The organism is Mesorhizobium norvegicum (assembly GCF_004919685.1).
GTDB classification, from domain to species: Bacteria; Pseudomonadota; Alphaproteobacteria; order Rhizobiales; family Rhizobiaceae; genus Mesorhizobium; species Mesorhizobium norvegicum.
Window position 1 is genome coordinate 45274 of sequence record NZ_SMYZ01000027.1, and the last position, 21156, is coordinate 66429.

The 21156-nt window shown below is 64.1% G+C and carries 20 protein-coding genes; 16 read left to right on the forward strand and 4 right to left on the reverse strand.

What is annotated here, in order from left to right; all coding sequences use genetic code 11:
• Window positions 1-13: 13 nt before the first annotated feature.
• Window positions 14-271 carry a hypothetical protein gene (locus FCU66_RS11780; RefSeq protein ID WP_023814060.1) on the reverse strand — a complete coding sequence of 86 codons (258 nt, stop codon included), beginning with the start codon at window positions 269-271 and terminating at the stop codon, window positions 14-16.
• Between the two features lie 73 nt (window positions 272-344).
• On the opposite strand from FCU66_RS11780, the gene FCU66_RS11785 reads away from it, so the two are divergent.
• The 11 genes from FCU66_RS11785 (at window position 345) to FCU66_RS11835 (ending at window position 10592) form a co-directional block, all read left to right on the forward strand.
• Complete coding sequence (locus FCU66_RS11785; RefSeq protein WP_136621437.1) at window positions 345-614, forward strand: DUF982 domain-containing protein; 270 nt, start codon at window positions 345-347, stop codon at window positions 612-614.
• A gap of 229 nt (window positions 615-843) precedes the next feature.
• Window positions 844-1569: a GntR family transcriptional regulator gene (locus FCU66_RS11790; RefSeq protein WP_136621436.1), complete on the forward strand. Its 726-nt coding sequence runs from the start codon at window positions 844-846 to the stop codon at window positions 1567-1569.
• Between the two features lie 3 nt (window positions 1570-1572).
• On the forward strand, window positions 1573-2613 hold the full coding sequence (locus FCU66_RS11795) for an ADP-ribosylglycohydrolase family protein (RefSeq protein WP_136621435.1): 1041 nt from the start codon (window positions 1573-1575) through the stop codon (window positions 2611-2613).
• Window positions 2610-3581 (forward strand): PfkB family carbohydrate kinase, encoded by a 972-nt coding sequence (locus tag FCU66_RS11800; protein WP_136621434.1) that lies wholly within the window; start codon window positions 2610-2612, stop codon window positions 3579-3581. The genes FCU66_RS11795 and FCU66_RS11800 overlap by 4 nt, the downstream gene beginning before the upstream one ends.
• A gap of 59 nt (window positions 3582-3640) precedes the next feature.
• A complete protein-coding gene (locus FCU66_RS11805) occupies window positions 3641-4702 on the forward strand; it encodes an ABC transporter substrate-binding protein (RefSeq protein ID WP_013530805.1) in 1062 nt (353 codons plus the stop codon).
• A 67-nt stretch (window positions 4703-4769) separates the two neighbouring features.
• The gene (locus tag FCU66_RS11810) at window positions 4770-5633 is read left to right on the forward strand and encodes an ABC transporter permease (protein WP_136621433.1); all 864 of its coding nucleotides are present in this window, start codon (window positions 4770-4772) and stop codon (window positions 5631-5633) included.
• Entirely contained in the window at window positions 5633-6421 is a 789-nt protein-coding gene (locus tag FCU66_RS11815; RefSeq protein WP_136621432.1) for an ABC transporter permease, read from the forward strand. Before FCU66_RS11810 ends, FCU66_RS11815 begins: the two co-directional genes overlap by 1 nt.
• Window positions 6421-7485 carry an ABC transporter ATP-binding protein gene (locus tag FCU66_RS11820; RefSeq protein WP_136621431.1) on the forward strand — a complete coding sequence of 355 codons (1065 nt, stop codon included), beginning with the start codon at window positions 6421-6423 and terminating at the stop codon, window positions 7483-7485. The genes FCU66_RS11815 and FCU66_RS11820 overlap by 1 nt, the downstream gene beginning before the upstream one ends.
• Window positions 7486-7645: 160 nt before the next feature.
• On the forward strand, window positions 7646-8779 hold the full coding sequence (locus FCU66_RS11825) for an IS481 family transposase (RefSeq protein ID WP_136621430.1): 1134 nt from the start codon (window positions 7646-7648) through the stop codon (window positions 8777-8779).
• Between the two features lie 140 nt (window positions 8780-8919).
• The gene (locus FCU66_RS11830) at window positions 8920-10170 is read left to right on the forward strand and encodes an aconitase X (protein ID WP_136621429.1); all 1251 of its coding nucleotides are present in this window, start codon (window positions 8920-8922) and stop codon (window positions 10168-10170) included.
• Window positions 10167-10592 (forward strand): aconitase X swivel domain-containing protein, encoded by a 426-nt coding sequence (locus FCU66_RS11835; protein ID WP_136621428.1) that lies wholly within the window; start codon window positions 10167-10169, stop codon window positions 10590-10592. The genes FCU66_RS11830 and FCU66_RS11835 overlap by 4 nt, the downstream gene beginning before the upstream one ends.
• A gap of 240 nt (window positions 10593-10832) precedes the next feature.
• Here the strand turns inward: FCU66_RS11835 and FCU66_RS11845 are convergent, their stop codons facing one another.
• Both FCU66_RS11845 and FCU66_RS11850 read right to left on the reverse strand, forming a co-directional pair.
• Window positions 10833-11918 carry a siderophore-interacting protein gene (locus FCU66_RS11845; protein ID WP_136621426.1) on the reverse strand — a complete coding sequence of 362 codons (1086 nt, stop codon included), beginning with the start codon at window positions 11916-11918 and terminating at the stop codon, window positions 10833-10835.
• 2 nt (window positions 11919-11920) lie between these two features.
• A complete protein-coding gene (locus FCU66_RS11850; protein ID WP_136621425.1) occupies window positions 11921-14041 on the reverse strand; it encodes a TonB-dependent hemoglobin/transferrin/lactoferrin family receptor in 2121 nt (706 codons plus the stop codon).
• Window positions 14042-14228: 187 nt separating this feature from the next.
• Here FCU66_RS11850 and FCU66_RS11855 point away from each other — a divergent pair, with 187 nt between their 5' ends.
• Entirely contained in the window at window positions 14229-15170 is a 942-nt protein-coding gene (locus FCU66_RS11855) for a heme/hemin ABC transporter substrate-binding protein (RefSeq protein ID WP_136621424.1), read from the forward strand.
• Window positions 15171-15190: 20 nt separating this feature from the next.
• On the opposite strand, the gene FCU66_RS11860 is transcribed toward FCU66_RS11855, so the two are convergent.
• Window positions 15191-16219 (reverse strand): LacI family DNA-binding transcriptional regulator, encoded by a 1029-nt coding sequence (locus tag FCU66_RS11860; protein ID WP_136621423.1) that lies wholly within the window; start codon window positions 16217-16219, stop codon window positions 15191-15193.
• A 336-nt stretch (window positions 16220-16555) separates the two neighbouring features.
• Here FCU66_RS11860 and FCU66_RS11865 point away from each other — a divergent pair, with 336 nt between their 5' ends.
• From FCU66_RS11865 to FCU66_RS11880, 4 genes are all read left to right on the forward strand, one after another.
• The gene (locus tag FCU66_RS11865; protein ID WP_136621422.1) at window positions 16556-18169 is read left to right on the forward strand and encodes an extracellular solute-binding protein; all 1614 of its coding nucleotides are present in this window, start codon (window positions 16556-16558) and stop codon (window positions 18167-18169) included.
• Window positions 18170-18250: 81 nt separating this feature from the next.
• Window positions 18251-19111 (forward strand): carbohydrate ABC transporter permease, encoded by an 861-nt coding sequence (locus FCU66_RS11870; protein ID WP_136621421.1) that lies wholly within the window; start codon window positions 18251-18253, stop codon window positions 19109-19111.
• Window positions 19108-20067, forward strand: a complete 960-nt coding sequence (locus FCU66_RS11875) for a carbohydrate ABC transporter permease (protein WP_136621420.1) — start codon at window positions 19108-19110, stop codon at window positions 20065-20067. The genes FCU66_RS11870 and FCU66_RS11875 overlap by 4 nt, the downstream gene beginning before the upstream one ends.
• Window positions 20064-21155: an ABC transporter ATP-binding protein gene (locus FCU66_RS11880; RefSeq protein WP_136621419.1), complete on the forward strand. Its 1092-nt coding sequence runs from the start codon at window positions 20064-20066 to the stop codon at window positions 21153-21155. The genes FCU66_RS11875 and FCU66_RS11880 overlap by 4 nt, the downstream gene beginning before the upstream one ends.
• Window position 21156: the final 1 nt, after the last annotated feature.

Below are 21156 nucleotides of genomic sequence, written 5' to 3' on the forward strand. Positions count from 1 at the left end.
GCCGGTCCAGCGGCTACTCCATATCAGGTACGTCGCCGCTGACGAAGAGCGTGTTCGGCGGGCCGTATTCGCCCAGCGTCGGGTCGGCCTCGCGGCTCCAGGCGATGACGCCGGCATGTTTTGCGGCCAGAGCCCTGGCAGTGCGTATGGCGCGGTCCTCGCTCTGCTGGTCGGCGGGTCCAAAGGCTGGAAACAATTCCCCATCCTCGCCGCGATCGAACGCGACCACGACGATCAGCCTAGGATTTTTCTGGCCACTGGAATCGGACATCTTGCACCTTTGGCGCGGAACCTATCACAATATAGGGAATTGGGTCGGCACGTTCGATTTCGGAGGTGGGGTGGTGCAAGACCAGCGTTTCGATGAGCCGGTCAGGATTGCGCTCGGCCGATCGCGAAACTCGATCTTCAATGTGGAGAGGGTCGCTCAGGCTGCCGACATCCTGATGAACCGCTGGCCGGTTGTGACCGGGCAAAGGCATATGGTTGCCCGCAAGGTCTGCCTGGCCGTGCTTGAGGGAAAGAAAGAAGCCTCGGCGGCACGGGCGGCGTTCATCAACGCCGCGATCGAGGCGGACATCCTCGTCGAGCCCCGTGAGGTGTCGATATCGTAGCTATCCGGCCAAATTGAATCAAGAACTGGCGCTATCTTCTTGATTGATTGCGGTCTTTTCGGTTGATCGGTGGTCGGCTTTTCGGAATCCGTATGCCGGCCTGTCGTCGGCGGTTTTGTAGGCATTCCGCAACATTCGCGCCCGTTGGCTTGCTTTTGGATCCCGTTGACACGGCGTCCGTGTCTATATATTGAACAGGATTATACAGGTTCACTGAACAGGTACCTATATGAAGCGGCGCGCAGTTCAACTGTCTCCCGGCACGGGCAAGCCCGAGCAGATCGCCACCGTCCTCGAACATGAGATACGCTCCGGCGTTCTCGGTTTCGGCGACCGCCTTCAAAGCGAAAACGAACTCGTCCAGCGCTTCTCAGTCAGCCGCAATACGGTCCGCAAGGGCCTCGAGGAACTGTCCAGCCGCGGGCTGATCACCACCAAGGTCGGCATCGGCTCGTTCGTCACCTTCGACGGCAAGCCGGTCGATGACGCCATCGGCTGGTCGCGGGCGCTAGCCGATGCCGGCGCCAATGCGGAGACGCGGACGCTGCGGCTAGAGGTCATCGAGGACACCGATCTGGCCGCGCTGCTTGGTATCGAAAGCCCGTTCTTCATCGCCGTCGACCGGGTGCGCACCAACGCCAGCGACGGCCATGCGATCTCCATCGAGCGCAGCCGGCTGCCATTGTCACCCGAGCTTGAGGACGTACCATTGCGCGGATTGCGCGAGGGCTCGCTGCACCAGACGCTGCGCGCCGCCGGCCTCATTCCCGACCATGGCGAGGAATGGGTCGAGATCGAGATGCTCAATACCGAGGATGCGACCATCCTCGGCTGCCCGCAAGGCACGCCGTTCCTGCGCGGCCGCCGGTTGACGCGTGCGGCCGACGACCGGCCGATCGAGTATGTCACCAGCCTGCTCAACCCGGCGCATTTCGCGCTGCATATGAGGTTCTGAGCGATGTCGGATGCAACCAGCAAGGCCATTGATCGCGCCATGGGCGCTCTTGTTGGCGGGGCGCTGGGAGACGCGCTCGGCATGCCGACGCAGCTTTTGTCACCGGCCCGCATTGCCGAACTCTACGGCCATGTCGAGGATTTCATCGCGCCTTTCGCCGATCATCCGGTGTCGAAGGGATTGGCTGCCGGAACCATCACCGACGACACCGAGCAGGCGCTGCTGCTCGGCCGCATTCTTGTCGAATCCGGCGACCGCTTCGACCATGCGCGCTGGGTCAATGCGCTGCTCGGCTGGGAACGTGAGGTGAAGGCGCGCGGCAGCTATGATCTGCTGGGGCCGTCGACCAAGCGTGCCATCGACGCCATCAACAATGGCGTGCCGGCCGAGGAAGCTGGCCGCAGCGGCGACACCAATGGTGCGGCCATGCGCATCGCGCCTGTCGGTATCATGATGCCGCTCGAACCATTGGAGGCGTTCGTCGCCAAGGTGGCGGAGACCTGCCGGGCGACGCACAACACCTCGATCGCCATCGCTTCCGCCGCTGCCGTTGCCGCTGCCGTCAGCCGCGGCGTCGCCGGCGGCGGCTGGCGCGATGCTTCCGCCAGCGCCGTCGCGGCGGCGAGGCGAGGGGCGACGCTCGGCCATTGGGTCACCGGCGGCGACATCGCCGCGCGTATCGTCTGGGCACAGGACATCGTGCGCGGCAAGGCGATCAGGGATGCCATCCGGCTGATCACCGATCTGGTCGGTACCGGCGTTGCCAGCCAGGAATCCGTTCCGGCGGCCTTCGCCGTGCTGGAAGTCGCGAGTGGTGACCCTTGGCAAGCAGCCATCATCAGCGCGAATCTCGGCGGCGACACCGATACGATCGGCGCCATCGCCGCCGGCATGGCCGGCGCCTGCAGCGGTTTTTCCCGATTGCCGCAACAGCACATCGCCCGGCTTGTCGGCATCGACATGTCAGAGGTTCGCGCGCTTGCAGCCGACCTTGTCGCGGCAAGGGTGGCGAAAACCGGTTCCGGCAAGGATGCCGCGGCATGAGCGGCCGTCTCGTTCACATCGGTAGTGCTGTGGTCGACTATGTCTACCGCATCGACGCCCTGCCGGCGCCCGGCATGGAAAAGACGGCGTCGAGCTTCGCCCAGGTCGCCGGCGGCGGCTTCAACATGATGGTCGCGGCCAGCCGCACGGGCATGAAGGTGGTGTTCGGCGGCCAACTCGGCAGTGGCCCGAATGGCGACTTCCTGCGCGCTGCTTTCATGGCCGAGGGCATCGCGACGCTGACCCCACCATCGCCACTGATGGACAGCGGCAATTGCGTCGCCATGATCTCGAGCGACGCCGAACGCACTTTCGTCTCGTGGCCAGGTGCGGAGAGCGTACTCAGCCTCGACATGATGGCGCCTGTCCCAGTGGCGCCTGGAGACTGGGTGTTCGCCTCCGGCTATACGCTGAGCTATCCCAAAAGCCGCGATGCGCTCACCGACTGGATCGAGGCCTTGCCTGCTGAAACACCTTTCGTTTTCGACCCGACGCCGGTCATCTCGGACATTCCACGCTCCATCCTGTCGCGGGTGCTTGCCCGCACCACATGGCTGAGCTGCAACATGACGGAGGCGGCTGAGATTGCCGGTCTTGGCGATGTCGAAGGCCTCGCGGCACGGCTGCTGGGCGACCACTGCCCGAAAGCAGCGGGCGTGGTCATCCGCGCTGGTGCGAAGGGTTGCCACGTACGGTTGGCCGACGGGTCAGCGCAGACCATTGCCGGCTTCAAGGTCACCGCCATCGACACAAATGGCGCCGGCGACACCCATATCGGCGCTTTCGTCAGCGCGCTGGCGCGCGGCATCCCGCCCTTCGAGGCAGCACGCTATGCCAATGCGGCCGCGGCTGTTTCGGTCACCCGCCATGGCGGCTCGTCGGCGCCAACGAATCGCGAAATCCAGACATTCCTGAGCCATGCCGCCGACCCGTCGGATGCAGGCCGGACACAGAAGGCCAATGCATAATCGACAGAAAGCCTGACAAGCCCGGGAAAGCGGGCAAACCCACAGAGAGGAACCAAACCATGCGCATGCCTGACTTGACTGCTCTGCTGACGGCGACCGCCGTCTTTACCTCCGCACTCGCGTTCGCCGCCAAGGCCGACGAAGTGCATGTGCTCAACTGGAAGGGCTACGGCGCCGACGAGCCGTGGGCCGTCGAGGCTTTCGAAAAGGCGACCGGCAACAAGGTCGTCAACGACTTCTTCAATTCCGAACAGGAGATGCTGACCAAGATCCGGACCAATCCGGGCCTCTACGACGTGGTCATGATCAATGCCGCCTTCAACGACCAGGCGATGGACGGCAAGCTGATCCAGCCGATCGACGTCTCCAAATTGCCGAACTACGCCGACATCAGCAAGGACAAGGCGGGCTCGCCGATGCTCGTTCATGACGGCAAGGTCTATGGCGTGCCGTGGGTATGGGGCCTCACCGCTCTCGCCATCAACGACAAATCCTTCGACAAGCCGCCGACGAGCATCGCCGAGATGTGGGATGCAGCCCACAAGGGCCGCGTCGTCATTCGCGACGATGCCGTCGAAGCGGTGCAGTTCGGCGCCATCGCCACCGGCCAGAACATCAATGACATCAAGGATATGGATGCGGTCAAGGCGAAGCTCACCTCGCTGATGCCGCAGATCAAGACTTTCTGGAGCTCGGAGAACGACTGGAACCAGATGGTTGCTTCCAACCAGATCGACATCGGCACCTACTGGAGCGGCTCGGCCGACCGCGCCAAGACGCATTTCAAGCTGCCGGTCTCGCTGGTCGTGCCGCAGGAGGGCGCCGTCGCCTGGCTTGATGCCTTTTCCATCCCGGTCGGCGCCAAGAACGTCGCCGGCGCCGAGGCCTTCATCAACTACATGATCGACCCGAAATTCTACGTCGAATGGGTCACCAAGGTCGGTGCGCCGGTCTCGGCCAACACCAAGGCGGTGGAAGCGCTGCCCGAGGATGCCTTCAACCGCAAGGTCATGGGTGACCCCGAAGTGGCCAAGCGCATCCAGTTCCAGGCGCCGATCACCGACGCGCAGCGCGAAGCCTATCTGGCGCTGTGGCAGCAGCTCAAGGTCGACGTAAAATAGAGCCGACATCCGGACCAGCCGGCGGTTCGCGCCGGCTGGTTCTTCCAATCCTCGGGAGGAGGATATCATGGCAGCTGCGACAGCGTCGCGAAGCGGGCTGAGATCGGCATTGCCGCTGCTGGCGCCGGCCTATCTCTGGCTGACGGTGGCGATCTTCCTGCCGCTGTCGGCCATGGTCTTTTTCTCGTTCATGACCGAGCTGCCACTGTCGGGAAGGCCGTGGGCATTCACCCTTGGCAATTATGCCGCCTTCTTCTCGCAAAGCCTCTATCTGACGCTGCTGCTGGCCTCGCTGCGCCTCGGCCTCGAAGTGACGCTATGGTGCATCGTCATCGGCTATCCGGCGGCTTACGTGCTGGCCAAGGTGTTGAAGGGGCGCAGCCGCGAGGCGATTTTCCTGCTCGTCATCCTGCCGTTCTGGTCGAACGGGCTGGTGCGCATCTTTTCGTGGGCGATGGTGCTGCGCGAGGGCGGCATCCTCGACACCGCGCTCAACGCCGTGCTGCCGTTCAAGATCAACATCGACCTGATGTATTCCTATCCGGCCGTCATCATCGGCTTGGTGCACTCTTACGTGCCCTATATGGTGCTGACCTGCTATCTCACGCTGCAGGCCATCGACGACTCGCTGATCGAGGCCGGGCGCTCGCTTGGCGCCTCGCGGTTGCAAGTGCTGAAGCGGGTGATCATCCCGTTGTCGATGCCGGGGCTGGTGGCGGGTGCGGCGCTGATCTTCGTGCCGGTCGTCGGCTCGTTCATGGAACCGCGCATCCTTGGCGGCCGCACCGGCACCTTCTACGGCACGGTCATCGAGGACCAGTTCGTTGCCGTGTTCAACTGGCCGCTCGGTGCGGCGCTCTCCTTCATCCTGCTGGCGGTGGTGCTGGTCATCCTGGCGGTGGCCTCGCCGGTGCTGCGGAGGGCAGCGTGATGGCGACGACCCGCATCCTCGAATGGCTCGGCCGCATCTACATCTGGCTGTTGCTCGCCTTTCTCTATCTGCCCATCATCATCATGGCGCTGATGTCGTTCAACGTCTCGCCCTTCTATCAGTTGCCGTTCGAATGGACGACCGAATGGTACGCCTCGCTGTGGCAGAACGACCAGCTGATCGCGGCCACCTGGAACAGCGTCGAAATCGCCGTCATCGCCACCATCATCTGCACCGTGCTCGGCTCTGCGGCGTCGCTGGCGCTCTATCGCTATGAGTTTCGCGGCAAGAAATTCCTGCAGGCGCTGCTGTTTCCGCCCATCGCCATACCGTGGCTGATCACCGGCACGGCGATGCTGATCTTCTTCTTCCGCGTCGGCATTGGTCGCGGCCTGCATGCCATCCTGCTCGGCCATGTCGCATTGGCGCTGCCCTATGTCATCGTCGTCGTCTCGGCCCGGCTGCAGACCTTCGCGCCGGAGCTGGAAGAGGCGGCGCGTTCGCTCGGCGCCAACCAGTGGCAGGTGACACGGCGCGTCACGCTGCCGTGGATCATGCCCGGCGTCATCGCCGGCGGGCTGTTTGCCTTCGCCGTCTCGTTTGACCAGTTCGTGGTCTCCTATTTCCTGGCGACGCCGGGGCAGACGACGCTGCCGGTCGAAATCTATGCCGCGATCCGCAAAGGGTTCACGCCCGAGATCAATGCGGTCTCGACGATCATCATTGTTGTGTCGATGGCGCTGATGCTGCTCACGGCGCGGTTCTTCAAATTCGGCGGAGAGAAATAATGGCCGGGGTGCAAGTATCTGATGTCTCGCGCAGCTTTGGCGCGCACAAGGCGCTGGACGATGTCTCCATCGATTTCGCCGATGGTGGCTTCTATGCGCTGCTCGGGCCATCGGGCAGCGGCAAGACCACGCTGCTGCGCCAGATCGCCGGTTTCGATTTTCCGGACTCGGGTCGCATCACCATCGGTGGCGAGAGCGTCGAGCGGGTGCCGGTCGAAAAGCGGCGCATCGGCATGGTGTTCCAGAACTATGCGCTGTTTCCCAACATGAGCGTCGCCGATAATGTCGCCTTCGGCCTGTCGGTGCGCGGCGAGGTCAAGGCTGTGATTGCCACCGAGGTGCAGCGCGCTCTCGATCTGGTGCAGCTCGGCAAGCTCGGTGGCCGCCGGCCGCATCAGCTCTCCGGCGGCCAGCGCCAGCGTGTGGCGCTCGCCCGCGCCATCGTCACCAAGCCGCGCGTGCTGCTGCTCGACGAGCCATTGGGCGCGCTCGACAAGGCGCTGCGTGTCGATATGCAGATCGAGTTGAAACGCATCCAGCGCGAGATCGGTATCACCACCATCTTCGTCACCCACGACCAGGAAGAAGCGCTGACGATGAGCGATCGCATCGGCATATTGCGCGACGGCAGGCTGGTGCAGGAAGGACCACCAGAGGAGATCTACGACCGGCCGAAGACCGAATTCGCCGCCACCTTCCTAGGCGACGCCAACATCTTTCGCGGCGACACGACGGGCAATGGCATCCGGCTGGCGGACGGCACGGCGATTGCCGCCGGCGCCGGTGCGACGCTTGCCGCCGGCGGCAAGGCAAGCTGCGCCGTGCGGCCCGAACGCATCCGGATTGCGACCGACGCCGGGGCGCCGGATGGCAACGCCAACATGCTCAAGGGGCAGGTCTCCAAGCGCATCTTCGCCGGCAACAACAGCACCTACTTCGTCGAGCGTGGCGGCCAGACGTTGAAGGTGATTGTGCAGAACACCGGCATGGAACGGCTGGCGGAAGGTCAGGATGTCGTGCTGCGCTGGTCGCCGGAGAGTACGGTGTTGATCGCGGCGGGTTAAGGAGGACTGTGGACGGATGGGACGGCTGGCGTTCCGTGGCGCCCCCCTCTGCCCTGCCGGGCATCTCCCCCACAGGTGGGTGTTTGGACCGGGGACATCGCGAACAGGTGTGCGAGGACATCGCGAACAGTTTGGCGTGCTTTGCGCCGGGAGGTTCGCGATGCCATTTGGGGACACCAGCGTGATGGATGGGAAGTTGGAGTTTGTGCGTCTTGGCGTGCAAGATGGCAGCAATGTCAGTGCGCTTTGTCGTCGTTTCGGGATCGGCCGCACCTGTGGTCACAAGTTGATTGCGCGGTATCGCGCTCATGGCGAGGCCGGGCTTGCGGAGCAATCGCGCCGCCCGGCGACGAGCCCGGCGCGCAGCACGGATACGGTCGAGGCGGCGGTTCTTGGCATGCGCCGGGCGCACCCAGCCTGGGGCGGTCGCAAGATCGCCAAGGTCCTGCAGCGCGAGGGAACCGGCTCGCCTGCACCCTCGACGGTGACCGGGATCCTGCACCGCAACGGCGTCGAACTGGGCTTGCTCGGGGGTGGAGCCAAGCCGTTCGGGCGCTTCGAGCATGCCGCCCCCAACGATCTGTGGCAGATGGACTTCAAGGGCCATGTCGCATTGCGGCAGGGCGGCCGGCTGCATCCGCTGACCGCACTCGACGACCATTCGCGCTTCTCTGTCGTGCTGCAGGCTTGCATCAACGAGACCGGCGAAACGGTCAAAACCCACCTGATTGCCGCCTTTCGCCGCTATGGACTGCCGCAGCGCATGGCGTTCGACAACGGTCCGCCATGGGGAGATGGCGGACGAAGCAACTTCACACGCTTCACCGTCTGGCTGATCGAGCACGGCGTCGCTGTCTCCCATTCCAGGCCCCTGCATCCGCAGACGCTGGGCAAGGAGGAGCGCTTCCACCGCTCGCTCAAGGCCGAAGCGATGGCCGGACCTGCCTTCGAAAATCTCGAGCGGGCGCAGAAAGCCTTCGATGCCTGGCGCGACCTCTACAACGCCGAAAGACCCCACGATGGCCTCAAGGGCTATGTCCCCCTCGACAGATACACACCCTCGCCGCGCTCCTTCAGCGAGGCCGTCGAAGTCTTCGACTACCCGCAAGGCGCCATCGTTCGAAAGGTCCAGAAAAAGGGCCGCGTCGCCTTGTGCGGCTACATCCTGCGCCTCTCCAAGGCATTTGGCGGAAAAGCCGTGGCTTTCATCCCAACCAGCAAGGACGGCGTCTTCCAAGCCTTCTTCAGACATCAGAAAATAGAAACAGTCGACCTCAACCTCAGCACACGATAAGTGACAAAACTGTTCGCGATGTCCCCGCACACCTGTTCGCGATGTCCCCGGTCCAAACACCCCCTTGAGGGGGAGATGCCCGGCAGGGCAGAGGGGGGCGCTGTCCCACCGTCCTTTCGAATAACGATCCCGGAGCTGCGATGACGCTTGAATTGACCGCACAGGACCGATCCATGCTCGACGGCGAGCAGGGCCCGTCCGTAGCCGCTGCCATGAAAATCCTGGTCGCCTTTTCCAACGCGATCGGCGCGCGCGGCCTCCTCGACATTGCCGGCGCCCATATCGACGGTTGTCTCTACCATGGCAAGGCCGGCCTCGATTTCGTCGAGCGGCTGGTCGAAGGCGGTGGCCGCGTCCAAGTGCCGACGACATTGAACGTCGGCTCTTTCGATCTCATCCATCCCGGCATGGTGAAGATGCCCGTTGCGGAAGAGGTGCCGGCGCGGCGGCTGATGAAGGCGCATCTGGAGCTCGGCTGCCAGGCAACCTTCACTTGCGCGCCCTATCAGACGCGGTTCCGGCCGGGCTTCGGCGAGCAGATCGCCTGGGGCGAATCCAACGCCATCGTCTTTGCTAATTCGGTGATCGGCGCGCGCACCAACCGCTATGGCGATTTCATCGACCTGTGCTGCGCCATGACCGGGCGCGCGCCGGCCTGGGGCCTGCATCTGAGCGAGAACCGGCGCGGCCGGATTTTGTTCGAGCTGGATGTTCCGGACGGCGAGCAGAGCGACAGCCTGTTCGTCGGCGTCGGGCTATTCATCGGGCAAGTGAGTGGCGACCGGATTCCAGTGATTGCCGGTCTGCCGCAGCCGCGCGACGAGGACCAGCTGAAGGCGCTGGGGGCGGCAGCGGCAACGACCGGCGCGGTGGCGCTGTTCCATGCGGTCGGCATCACGCCGGAAGCGAGGACGCTCGATGAGGCGTTCCAGGGCCATGCGCCTGACGAGACGATCCGCATCACCCGCGCCGATATCGACCACGCGCTGGCCAGGCTGTCTGGCGTGCCCGACGGTGCGCCGCTGGCGGCCGTGTCGCTCGGCACGCCGCATTTTTCGCATGAGGAATGGATGCGGCTGTTGCCGTTGCTGCGCGAGGTCGCGCCGGGCAGGCGCATCCCGATCTATGTCAACACCGGCCGCGCGACCCTGACGCAGCTGCAGGAGGAGGGCGCGCTGACCGGCATGGAGGCGTTCGGCCTGATCCCGGTCGCCGACACCTGCACCTATGTCACCTCGATCCTGGAGCGCCTCGACGGCGTGGTGATGACCAATTCCGGCAAATGGGCACATTATGCGCCCGGCAATATCGGTGTGTCCGTCGCCTTCGCCGAGATGAGGGATTGCATCCGCTCCGCTGCGGTCGGGCATGTCGTGCGGAGCGCCTCATGACGCGACCGGTGGAACGAACCGGCACCTTCCAGTTGGCCGGCGAGGCCAAAGGCCAGGCGCTGGTGTTTTCGCAGCCGCTCAGCTTCTGGGGCGGTATCGATGCCGAGACAGGCGACATAACAGACCATTCGCATCCGGGCCTCGGCCAGAATGTCGCCGGCACAATCCTGGTCATGCCGAGCGGGCGTGGTTCGTCGTCGTCGTCCTCGGTTCTGGCCGAGGCGATCCGCCGGGGAACGGCGCCGGCCGGTATTCTTCTGGAACGGCCGGACCCGATCCTGGCGGTCGGCGCCATCGTTGCCGAGTTTCTCTACGAGATCCGCATGCCGCTTGTGGTGTGCGACATTGCCGGCATAGCCTCCGGCGATCGGATCGCGATCGGTGTTGGCGAGGATGGCGGGGCGGTCATTCGCAAAGGCTAGGGACCGGTGCTCACTGGCCAAGGTCAGCGCCGCCCCTCATCTGGCTGCCGCCATCTTCTCCCCGTAAACGGGGCGAAGGACGCTGTCGCCGATGATTTCGCCAATCACCAATGTCACAGAAAAGAGCGCCGAGGTTGCAACAAGCCCCTTCTCCCCGTTTACGGGGAGAAGATGCCGGCAGGCAGATGAGGGGCGGCGCCAGCGCTTCTTAGGTCATGCTGCATCAATGCACGTCAGACCTCAGCCAGCCATCAATCCCGCAGCGCCACGCCGCCAGTAGGCGGCGGCCAACGTTTCGTCGCGGCCGAGCCCCAACATGCCGCGCCAATACACGCGAACGATCTTGGCGGCGGTCGCTTCCGCAGCAAACCAGCCGAAGGCCGAGCCGCCTTGCGGCCACGCCACTGAACGGACAGCTTCTGCCAGCAGTTTGTCCTCGCCCGCCGGCACGCCGTCCCTTGTCAGCCAATGCAGCTCGATGCCGGTGGCATTGGCGATCTCCTGCCGTTCACCGTCATTGGCGATTTCGACAAAGGCGACGCCTTTTGTCTCGGCCGGTAGCGTCTCCAGCAGCCGCGCCAGCGCCGGCAGGCCGGTTTCGTCGGCGCCCATGACGTACCACTCCGCTTGCCGCACCGGGCGGCCGACTGGTCCCATGATGCCGACTTTCATGCCGGGCGCTGCCTGCATGGCCCAGCTCGAGCCGACGCTGTCGCCGGGATGGACGAGGAAGTCGACATCGATGATGCCCTTGGCCACGTCGAGCGCGCGGATGGTGTAGACGCGCGCCACTGGACGCCGGTCATCGGCGGGCCAGACCGGCAAGCCGTTGCCGCCGAGTATGGGCCACAGCGGATCGGGCACCTCCCTGGTCGGGAACAGCATGCGGATATGCATGCCGCCGAACTTGGCGAAACGCGAGAGATCTTCGCCGGCAAGGCGGATGCGGCGCATATGCAGGGTAAGGTCGCGAACATCCTTCACCACCATCTCGCGGAACTGGGCGAGGCGGGTCTCATTGGCGAGATCGCCGGTCCAGACGATTTCGGGGTTTTCGTCCCTGGCATAGACCTGCACCGCCGTGGCGAGCAGGTCCTTGATGCGGGCCAGCCCGTCGCGGTCGGCGGCGTTGGCTCGCATCACCAGCCGCTCCATGTCGAAGGAGGCGGCGCCAAAGGCGAAGCGGAAATCGATGCGCTGCCCATGGTGCGAAGCATCGGCCTCGAAGCTCTGCAGCCTGTCGGCGATGCTGTCCATGTAGTCAGGCAGGTGTCGCAGGTCGAGACGCGCCTCGCAGGTCAGTTCGCTTGCCGATGCTTCGCTCATTCTCAGCCTCCGATCCTGCCGGTGAGGGCCACCTTGAAGGTGCGGCCCTTGCCTTGTTCGGTTGCCGCCGTGGTCGACCAGGCGCTTTGCGGGTCGGTGTAGGCGGTGTTGAAGACGTTATCGACGCCGAAATCGAGCTTGGCGTTGTCATTGATGCGCCAGTTGGCGAAGACGTTGACCAGATCGAAGCCGTCGTCGACGACCGGCACGGCATTCGGATTGGTGCGGCTGGTGCGGGTGATCTTGCCGACGCTGAGATATTGCGCGCCGATGGTGAGCTGGTCCTCCAGCATGCGGAAGCCGATGGTGGCCGAGAAGCGGTCGAGCGGCGTGTTGTTCAGCGCCTGGCCGGAATAGACGCCGCTGACGACCTTGGCGTCGATCAGCGCGCCGGCAAGGTTCACGAAGCCCCAGTTGTAGTCGTAAACCATCTCGGCCTCGACGCCTTTCAGGCGCGCGTCGCCGATGTTGATCGCCGTGCGCGGCAGGACGGTGAGGTCGACGTCGATGTAGTCCTCGACGGCGGTGTGGAAGACGTTGACCTTTGCGCGCAACCGGTCGCCCGCCATTAGCAAATCGTCATATTTCACGTTAATGCCGGCCTCCCAGTTCTTCGCCGTCTCGGGCTGCAGCAGAAGATTGGGCCGGTATGTATCGCCGCCGCCATGCGCGCCGCCGCCGCGGAAGACATCCTGGAGGCCCGGCGCCCGGTAGCCCTCGGAATAGGTGCCGTAGAGCTGAAAACCGTCGAACGGCGTGACGCCGACAGTGAGGCGAGGCGACCAGCGGTCGCCGGAGATCGAGGCCTGCTGCGGCAGCGGCACGCGGGTCTCGCCATCGAGTTGGTAGCCGTCATAGCGCATGGCCGCGATCACCTGCAGCCAGTCCTCGTAGTCGCCCTGCCATTGCAGGAAGCCGCCATAGCCCTGCTGCTCGCCGGCGCCGAAATGCGCCGCTTCCGACGAGGCTTCGAGATAGTAGTAGTCAAGGCCGTAGGTCAGGGTGTGGGCAAGCCCCCAGGCGTCGAAGCGCGAGGAGTTCTTCACATTGAAGCCTGTCGTGGCGACGTCGTAGAAGCGGAAATTGCCGATCGCCGAGGTGGGCCAGACCTGCGTCTGCTCGGCGCGGGTGCGGTTGTGGTAGGCATTGGCACTGAAGTCGATCAGCTCGCTGTCGTCAGGCTTCCAGGTGTAGGCTGCGGTGTAGGTCTGGTTGGTGGTGTTGGTGTCGTAACGGCTCAGCGTCGGCGAGGTCGAGCCGCTCGATCCGGTGATCTGGTCATTGTAGCGCTGCAGGATGGCGCCGAGCTTCAGCTCATGGCCGTCGGCTGGCCGCAGCGTCGTCTTCAGATAACCGCTGGTCACCCGCTCGCCGGTCCATGGCACGGTGTCGCCATTGCCGTCGGTGTAGCTGTCGCGGTCGCGGTAGATGAGGTTGCCGATGATGTCGGCATCATCACTGAATCGGTAGGCGCCGGTGGTGCTGGTGGTGAAGCCGTCGCCATTGTCCTCATAGCCGAGCTTCTCGCTCAGCGCCCAGCGCTCGTCCTTTTTGAGGAAGTCGCCGGCATCCTTGGTCTCGAAGGAAACGACGCCGCCGATGCCGCCTGAACCGTAAGCATTCGACACTGGACCGCGAATGACGGTGGCTTCCTTGATCAGGTCGGGTTCGACATAGAACGAGCCAGAGCCGTGGCCGACGCGCCAATAGTCCTGACGGGCGCCGTCGAGCGTTACGACGACGCGGCCATATTGCTCCAGGCCGCGAATGTTGATGGCTGTCGCCGGGTCGTCGCCATTCATCGAGGCGGCGACGCCGGGCGTGGTGCGGAAGATGTCGGCGGCGGTGTCGGGCTGGATACGGTCGAGCTCGTCGGAATCGACGGCGCTGATGGCGGCCATCGATTCGATCACGGCGGTCTTGATCATCGTCGCCGAGATGGTGATGAGGTCGAGCATCGTTGCCGGTTGCGCGGCATCGGCCGGCGCCAGGCGGCCGGTCTTGGCGGTGGCCTTTTTCTCCGGGTCCTGTTCCTGCGCGCTGGCAAAGGGCACGGCGCAAAGGCTGAGCACGAAGGCGAGCGCGGTGCTCGCCATCAAGGTTGTGTTTGTTGTCGTGGTCATGGTCATGCAGCCCCCAAGCAAAAAGCAAAACGGCTGGCGGTGGCTGGATGGCCTTGGCTGGCATGATCGAAAATCCCTCGACCAGGCGGGTCAGGGCACGGGTCACATATTAAAACATGATGACATAAGTCAACTTTAAATTTATAGCCGACCATTATCGAGAAGCATCTGGCACGGGAGCAGCGGCATGGTCGGCAGGGTGGGCGAGGGCAAGAGGATCCGCTGGTCGCAACCGGGCAGGGTCGCGGCGGTGCTGTTTCTGGCGCTGTCGATACTGGCGCCTTCCTGCGGCTTCAAGGCGCTGGCCGCCGAGAGCGTTGTCTACGCGCTGGCACGAACCGTCGCGCCGGGACAGGCAACGAGGATCCTGACGCTCGGCTCCGACGTCACCGAGATCGTCCACGCGCTCGGCGCCGGCGAGCGGATCATCGCCGTCGATCGCGGCAGCAAATATCCGCCTGATGTGACGCAGAAGCCCAATGTCGGCTATCGCCGCCAGCTTTCGGTCGAAGGGCTGGCGGGCTTGCGTCCCGATCTGATCCTGGCGGCCGAGGACATCGGGCCGCCGGAGGCGGTCGAGGTGCTGAAGTCGCTGGCGATCCCGATCGTCTTCGTTCCGCAGGACAACACCCCACAAGGCATCGACCGCAAGATCACGCTGATCGCCGCCAGCCTTGGGCTCGAGGACAAGGGCAGGGCGGTTTCCGCCGAGGTGCTCACCGCCTTCCAGGCTGCTGCCGATCTCGCCTCGCAAATCCCGCCGGAGCGCCGCAAGAAGGTGGTGTTCTTTCATGGCCTGGTGAAATTGAGTGCAGCCGGCGCCGGCACCTCGGCCGATGCCATCATCCGCTATGCCGGCGGCCTCAACCCGATGGATGTCGTGCAGGGCTACAAGGCGGCGTCGGAGGAAAAGCTGATCGAGATGGCGCCCGACGTCATCCTGATGATGAGCGACGGCAAGGGCGGCCCGACGCCCGAGCAGGTGTTCGGCAATCGCGCGCTGGCCGCAACACCGGCGGCGGCCAGCAAGGCGCTGGTCGTGCTCGACGGCGCCTACATGATCGGCTTTGGTCCGCGCACATCAGGCGCGATCCGCGACCTGGCGAAGGCGCTCTATCCGGAAGGATAATCGTTGACTAGGCTTGCTGCTCAAATCTCCGGGATGTTCTCCTTGAAGATCACCTGCAGCCTTGGCTGGTGCAATTCATAGGGCAATCCCCGGACCGCATGGGTCAAGGTGTTGAGCGCTTCGCGGGCCTCGACGCGCGGGTTCTGGTCGATGACCGCATCGAGTGTGCCGTCGAGCAGAAGGTCCTTGGTGCCGTCCGTCACCTCATGGCCGAGGAAGACCATGGACTGCGCGCGGCCGCGCTCCTTGAGCGCGCGGGCGATGCCGGTGTTGCCGGCGCCGACATTGTAGATCGCGGCAAGGTCGGGGTGCCGCTCCAGCAGGGCGGACGCTTCCGAATAGGCCTTCTCGCGGTCGTCGAGCATTTCGCGCATCTCGACGATCTGCAGATTGGGCGATTCCTCCGTCAGGATATGGCGGAACCCCATCTCGCGTTCCTCATGGCCGCGATAGGACAGCGAGCCGGCGAACAGCGCCACCTTGCCCGGGCGCCCTGATCCCATGAAGCGGTTGAGCAGATAACCGGCCAGCCGTCCGGCGGCGCGGTTGTCGATGCCGATATAGGCGACCCTGGGCACATGCAGGATGTCGGAGGCGATGGTCACCACCTTGATGTCGTTGGCCGACAGCGAGCGGATCGCTTCGCGCACCGTTGGATGGTCGAGCGCGATGACGCCGACGCCTTGCGTCTGTCCGCGCAGATCCTGCAGCAGGCGAGCGAGGCCGTCCGGGTTGAACCCTTCGATGGTGGCAATGTGCACATCGAGGTCGGGCCGTGACTGCGCCTGCGCCTCGATCTGGCGATGCAGCATCTTGATGAAGGAGTTGGTGCCGGCGGGCAGCGCGAAGTCGAGCCGGATGATATCGCCGGACAGGGGCCGCGGCGGCGCCCCGTTCGGGCTTTCGGCGATGTAGCCAAGCCGCTGCGCCATTTCGAGCACGATTTCACGCGTGCGCGCCCGCACGCCGGGGCGGTTGTTGAGCACTCGGTCGACCGTGGCGGCCGAGACACCGGCTTCCCGGGCTATGTCAGTCAGGGTGGACCGCACCGTCTTTCATCTCCTGCATGCGTCAGATCGGCTGGCGACGGCTTCCCTGCCATCCGCGATTCTGATGGGAAATGATGTATCCGCCCTTGGCCGATGTGCAAGCCGCCGGGCTAAATCAAATGATCCGGCAGGGCTGTGCAGGGTCGGGGAGAGGCGTTTCCCATCAAATCGAGGCATCAGGAGTGAGGTATGGATCCTGGTTTTGTGCATTTCCTCGCTCTATTTGCAATGTTGTGAGGTGTTTTGATTATTTATGATGTTGACAGCCTTCCCGTGCTGCAGTCAATATCCCTCATAGGGTCGTGGAGGAAACGTGGCCCTGAGGGAGGAGTTTCAATGTCTGACTTGATCCGCATCTCGCGGCGCCGTTTGCTGGCGTCCGGAGGAAAGGCGGCCGTGATCATGGCCGCCGCTGGCATTGCGCCGAAATTCATTCGTCCCAGCCGCGCCTATGCGGCCGACGCGCTGGCGCCGGGCATGATCGGCGGCCCGACGGGCTTCGATGGGGCCGAGCGCTATCAGTATGGCGCCGACACGCCGGAAGGCCGCGCCATCGAGGCGGCCAAGGCGCTGAAGGGCGCCGGCAAGGCGCCGGCCAAGATCGTGCTCGGCCTGTCGGATGGCTCGATCGGCCAGCTCACGCAGCCGTTCCCGGCCGGTGCGCCGTCGATCAAGGATCTTTGGGAAAAGGAGACCGGCATTCCGATCGAAATCGTCGGTCTGCCGAACGGCCAGGAATTCACCAAGACGATGCAGGACATCTCCACCAAGGGTGGGGCCTACGACATCTACTCGACCGAATGGAACCGCCTCGGTGACCTCGCCGAAACTGGCGGCATCGCCAAGCTCGACGACTTCGTCGCGCAGCACAAGCCGGAGTGGGACGATCCGGTGACCGGCTATGTCAACGGCGCCAAGGGCGTGTCGCTGCTCAACAAATATCGCGGCTCGAACTATGGCGTGTCGCTGGACGGCGACTTCCAGACATGGGTCTACCGCACCGACCTGTTCGGCGACGAAGCCGAGAAGAAGGCTTTCAAAGACAAGTACGGCTACGATCTGGCGCCGCCGAAGACCTGGAAGCAGCATGGCGACATCGCCGCCTTCTTCCAGCGCCCGGACAAGGGCCTGTTCGGCTCGACCGATCTGCGCAACCAGGGCTGGGGCTACACCAACTGGTATCAGCGCTATGTCTCGATGGCCTCGCCCAACCAGTTCCTGTTTGGCGATGACGGCAAGCCGATGATCAATTCCGAGCAAGGCATTGCCGCCACCAACGAATATGTCGCGTCGCTCGCGCATCATTCGCCGGATGCGATCTCCTGGGGCTGGCCGGAACAGTACGGCAATTTCGCCAAGGGCGGGGCGGCGATGACCTGCGCCTTCTCCAACCTGCCGAAATTCCTCGACAATGCCGGCAACAAAGATTCGGCTGTCACCGGCAAGATCGGCTCGATGCTGCCGCCCGGCCGCGAGATCGACGGCAAGCTGATCAGCCGTTCCGTGCTGTGGTTCTCGCTGACCGGCATGGTCTCGGCGCAGTCGAAAAACCAGGAAGTCGCCTATCTCCTGCTGCAATGGCTGGGCTCCGCCCGCATCTACGCCTGGATGAGCGCCAACCCCGGCGGCTACCTGGATCCGTTCCGGCTCTCGGATTTCTCCGATCCGCTGGTGCGCCAGACCTATCATGCCTACCACATGGACGTGGTGCGCGAGACGGTGGCGCGCACCGTGCCGACCATCAACTATCCCGGCGCGACAGCCTTCCACAATGCGCTCGACGAGAACCTCATGGCGGCGCTGACCAAGGCCAAGACATCGGAGCAGGCGATGGCCGACACCGAGGCCGAATGGAAAAAGATCGCCCGGCGCACCGGCGAGGACAAACTGCTCGAAGCCATCAAGACCAACAAGGAGGCCTGGCCGACAGTTCTCGATCCAATCGTCTGATCCATCTCCCTGGATCACATCGAAGGAGGGGAGGAGCTTGCTTCTCCCCTCCGCCCACAACGCCACCAGCAAAGCCGCCAGATGAAGCGTTCCATTCCTTTCCTGATATTCCGCTATGCCGCGATCTTCGCCGCCATGGCGGTGACGCTGGTGCCGATCCTTTGGATGGTGTCGATGGCGTTCAAGCCGATCGCCGAATGGTCGGCGACCGGCGCCGATCTGACCTGGTGGCCGAAGAACCCGACGCTCAGCAATTTCCGTTTCGTCTTCGGCGAATCGACCAACAACCTGATCGTCGCGCTAGACCACACTGCGCTGAAGCCGATCCTGTCGTCGCTGCTGTCGGCGGTTTTCGGTACGGTGATCGCGATGTCGGCGGGCACTGCCGCGGCTTACGGACTGTCGCGTTTCGGCTCCGGCCAGAACCTGCCGCTGGCGCTGATCCAGCTCAGGCTGTTTCCGCCGATGGCGGTGATGATCCCGGTGATGATCATGTGGGCCTTCCTCAACTTTACCGACAGCTGGTGGGGGCTGGCGCTGATCTACGGCATCGTCACTTTGCCGTTCGCCTTTTGGCTGATGAAGACGTTCTTCGACGACATGCCGCGCGAGATCGAGGAGGCGGCACTGGTCGAAGGCTGTTCGCGGCTGCGCGTCTTCACCCGCATTACTCTGCCGATGATGCGCGCGCCACTGGCCAGTGCAGCACTCTTCGTCTTCATCCTCAACTGGTCTGATTATCTGATCGCGCTGCTTCTGACGACGCGCGAATGGGTGACGATCCCCGTCTACATGGCTTCATTGTCGTCCTCGATGACCGGGCAGCTCTATGGCGCCAAGGCAGCGCTTGGCCTGATCGCCGCCGTGCCGCCGGTCGTCATGGGCATCGCCATCCAGCGCCATCTGGTGCGCGGGCTGACTTTCGGGGCGCTCAAGCAATGAGCGCGGTGACTGCCATGGTTTCAGAGGACGAGATGAAAGCCGCCGGAGCAAGGCCGGTTTCGCGCGACGAGGGCGCAAGGCTGGGTTTCCGGCTGACGCTGCCGGCGCAGATCCTCGTTCTGTTCATCTCGGCCTTCCCGCTGTTGATGCAGCTCTACATCAGCGTCACCGACTGGTCGCCGCTGTCGGGCACCGGCTGGTGGAACGCCTGGTCGATGTGGAACAGCTTTGCCAATTACACCGATCTCGCCGCCGATCCGCGCTTCTGGAGCGCTCTGAAGCGCACGGCCATCGTCATGATCGTCTGCGTGCCGGTTGAGTTCCTGCTCGGGCTGGCGCTGGCGACGCTGTTTGCCGACGATTTCCCGGGCAAGCGGATCTTCTATTCGATCCTGCTGATGCCGATGATGGTGGTGCCGGCGGTGGCCGGCTACATGTTCTTCATGCTGTTCCAGTCGGGCGGCCCGGTGAACGACATATTGTCGGCACTCACCGGTTCTCCCGTCACCATCGCCTGGCTGTCGGACCCGACCCTGGCGCTGATCGCGGTCATGGTCGCCGACATCTGGCAGTGGACGCCACTGATGTTCCTTATCCTGCTTGCCGGCCTGGTCGGCGTGCCGGAGGACCAGATCAAGGCGGCGACGCTGCTCGGCGCCAATCCGTGGCAGCGCTTCGTCACCATCGTGCTGCCGAAGATGAAGACGATCATCATCATCGCGCTGGCGATCCGGGTGATCGAGAACTTCAAGATCTTCGACACGCTCTACATCATGACCGGCGGCGGTCCCGGCGTCGCCACCGAGACCATCTCCGTCTACATCTACAAGCTCACCACGCAGGACCTGATCTGGGGCTATGTGGCGGCAATCGCGCTGGCCATATTGATCGTGCTCTCGATCGTTGCGGTGTTCGCCATGAAGCGCATGGCGCGGGCACGCGAGGTACCGGCATGAGCGCGATCCACCTGCAGAACCTGGTCAAGAAATTCGGCGACTTCACCGCGCTGAAGACCATGGACCTGGCCATATCGGACGGCGAGTTCATGGCGCTGCTCGGGCCGTCGGGCTGCGGCAAGTCGACGACGATGAACATGATCGCCGGCATGGAGGAACCGACCGGCGGCAAGATCCTGTTTGGCGAGCGCGACATGGCCGGCGTGCCGATGGGGCGGCGCGGCGTCGGCTTCGTCTTCCAGAACTATGCCATCTTCACCCACATGACGGTGCGCCAGAACCTCGCTTACGGGCCGAGGATGCGGGGTGCCGCGAAAGCCGAGATCGACCGTCGCGTCGGCGCCATCGCCGAGATGCTGCAGCTGAGCCCGCTGCTCGACCGCAAGGCCGACCGGCTGTCGGTCAATATATTGCAGCGGGTGGCGATCGGCCGCTCGGCGATCATGGAGCCGGCGATCTTCCTGCTTGACGAGCCGCTGTCCAATGTCGATGCCGCCTTTCGGGCCGTCATGCGCACCGAGCTGAAGCAGTTGCAGCGCCAGTTCCGCCAGACCATGGTCTATGTCACCCACGACCAGCTCGAGGCGATGACCATGGCCGACCGCATCGCCGTCATGGATCATGGCGTGCTGCAGCAGGTCGGCACGCCGCTCGAGGTCTACAACGATCCGGCCAATGTCTTCGTCGCCCGCTTCATCGGCGCGCCGGGCATGAACCTGCTCAAGGGCAGGCCGGCGCAGAGCGACCGCGGGCTGGTCGTCGATCTCGGACCGTTGGGCATCACGCCGCCGCTGCCGGACGCACTCGCGGCCGCCTTGCGCGGCGCGCGCGGCGAGGTGCTTTACGGATTCCGGCCGGAGCAAGTGACGCTGGTGCAGAATGGGCAGGGCCTCGCCATGCAGGTCACCTTCGTCGAACGGATCGGCGCGCGCACCATCGTTCACCTCGGCCATGGCGAGAGCGCGGTGAAGGCCGTGTTCGACAATGATGTCGGGCTGGCGATCGGCGACACCGCCATCGTCGCTCCCACCGCGTCGTCGGTGCGTGTCTTCGACACCGCTACCGGCCTTGCGATCAAGGCGGGTTGAG

Excerpts from the sequence above, each read along its gene's own strand:
- FCU66_RS11820 (WP_136621431.1), top strand. The coding sequence starts at position 6,421 with ATGGCCGGGGTGCAAGTATCTGATGTCTCGCGCAGCTTTGGCGCGCAC.
- FCU66_RS11845 (WP_136621426.1), bottom strand. The coding sequence starts at position 11,918 with ATGAGCGAAGCATCGGCAAGCGAACTGACCTGCGAGGCGCGTCTCGAC.
- FCU66_RS11810 (WP_136621433.1), top strand. The coding sequence starts at position 4,770 with ATGGCAGCTGCGACAGCGTCGCGAAGCGGGCTGAGATCGGCATTGCCG.
- FCU66_RS11850 (WP_136621425.1), bottom strand. The coding sequence starts at position 14,041 with ATGACCACGACAACAAACACAACCTTGATGGCGAGCACCGCGCTCGCC.
- FCU66_RS11830 (WP_136621429.1), top strand. The coding sequence starts at position 8,920 with ATGACGCTTGAATTGACCGCACAGGACCGATCCATGCTCGACGGCGAG.
- FCU66_RS11835 (WP_136621428.1), top strand. The coding sequence starts at position 10,167 with ATGACGCGACCGGTGGAACGAACCGGCACCTTCCAGTTGGCCGGCGAG.
- FCU66_RS11805 (WP_013530805.1), top strand. The coding sequence starts at position 3,641 with ATGCGCATGCCTGACTTGACTGCTCTGCTGACGGCGACCGCCGTCTTT.
- FCU66_RS11795 (WP_136621435.1), top strand. The coding sequence starts at position 1,573 with ATGTCGGATGCAACCAGCAAGGCCATTGATCGCGCCATGGGCGCTCTT.
- FCU66_RS11815 (WP_136621432.1), top strand. The coding sequence starts at position 5,633 with ATGGCGACGACCCGCATCCTCGAATGGCTCGGCCGCATCTACATCTGG.
- FCU66_RS11865 (WP_136621422.1), top strand. The coding sequence starts at position 16,556 with ATGTCTGACTTGATCCGCATCTCGCGGCGCCGTTTGCTGGCGTCCGGA.
- FCU66_RS11825 (WP_136621430.1), top strand. The coding sequence starts at position 7,646 with ATGCCATTTGGGGACACCAGCGTGATGGATGGGAAGTTGGAGTTTGTG.
- FCU66_RS11855 (WP_136621424.1), top strand. The coding sequence starts at position 14,229 with ATGGTCGGCAGGGTGGGCGAGGGCAAGAGGATCCGCTGGTCGCAACCG.
- FCU66_RS11780 (WP_023814060.1), bottom strand. The coding sequence starts at position 271 with ATGTCCGATTCCAGTGGCCAGAAAAATCCTAGGCTGATCGTCGTGGTC.
- FCU66_RS11870 (WP_136621421.1), top strand. The coding sequence starts at position 18,251 with ATGAAGCGTTCCATTCCTTTCCTGATATTCCGCTATGCCGCGATCTTC.
- FCU66_RS11790 (WP_136621436.1), top strand. The coding sequence starts at position 844 with ATGAAGCGGCGCGCAGTTCAACTGTCTCCCGGCACGGGCAAGCCCGAG.
- FCU66_RS11800 (WP_136621434.1), top strand. The coding sequence starts at position 2,610 with ATGAGCGGCCGTCTCGTTCACATCGGTAGTGCTGTGGTCGACTATGTC.
- FCU66_RS11880 (WP_136621419.1), top strand. The coding sequence starts at position 20,064 with ATGAGCGCGATCCACCTGCAGAACCTGGTCAAGAAATTCGGCGACTTC.
- FCU66_RS11875 (WP_136621420.1), top strand. The coding sequence starts at position 19,108 with ATGAGCGCGGTGACTGCCATGGTTTCAGAGGACGAGATGAAAGCCGCC.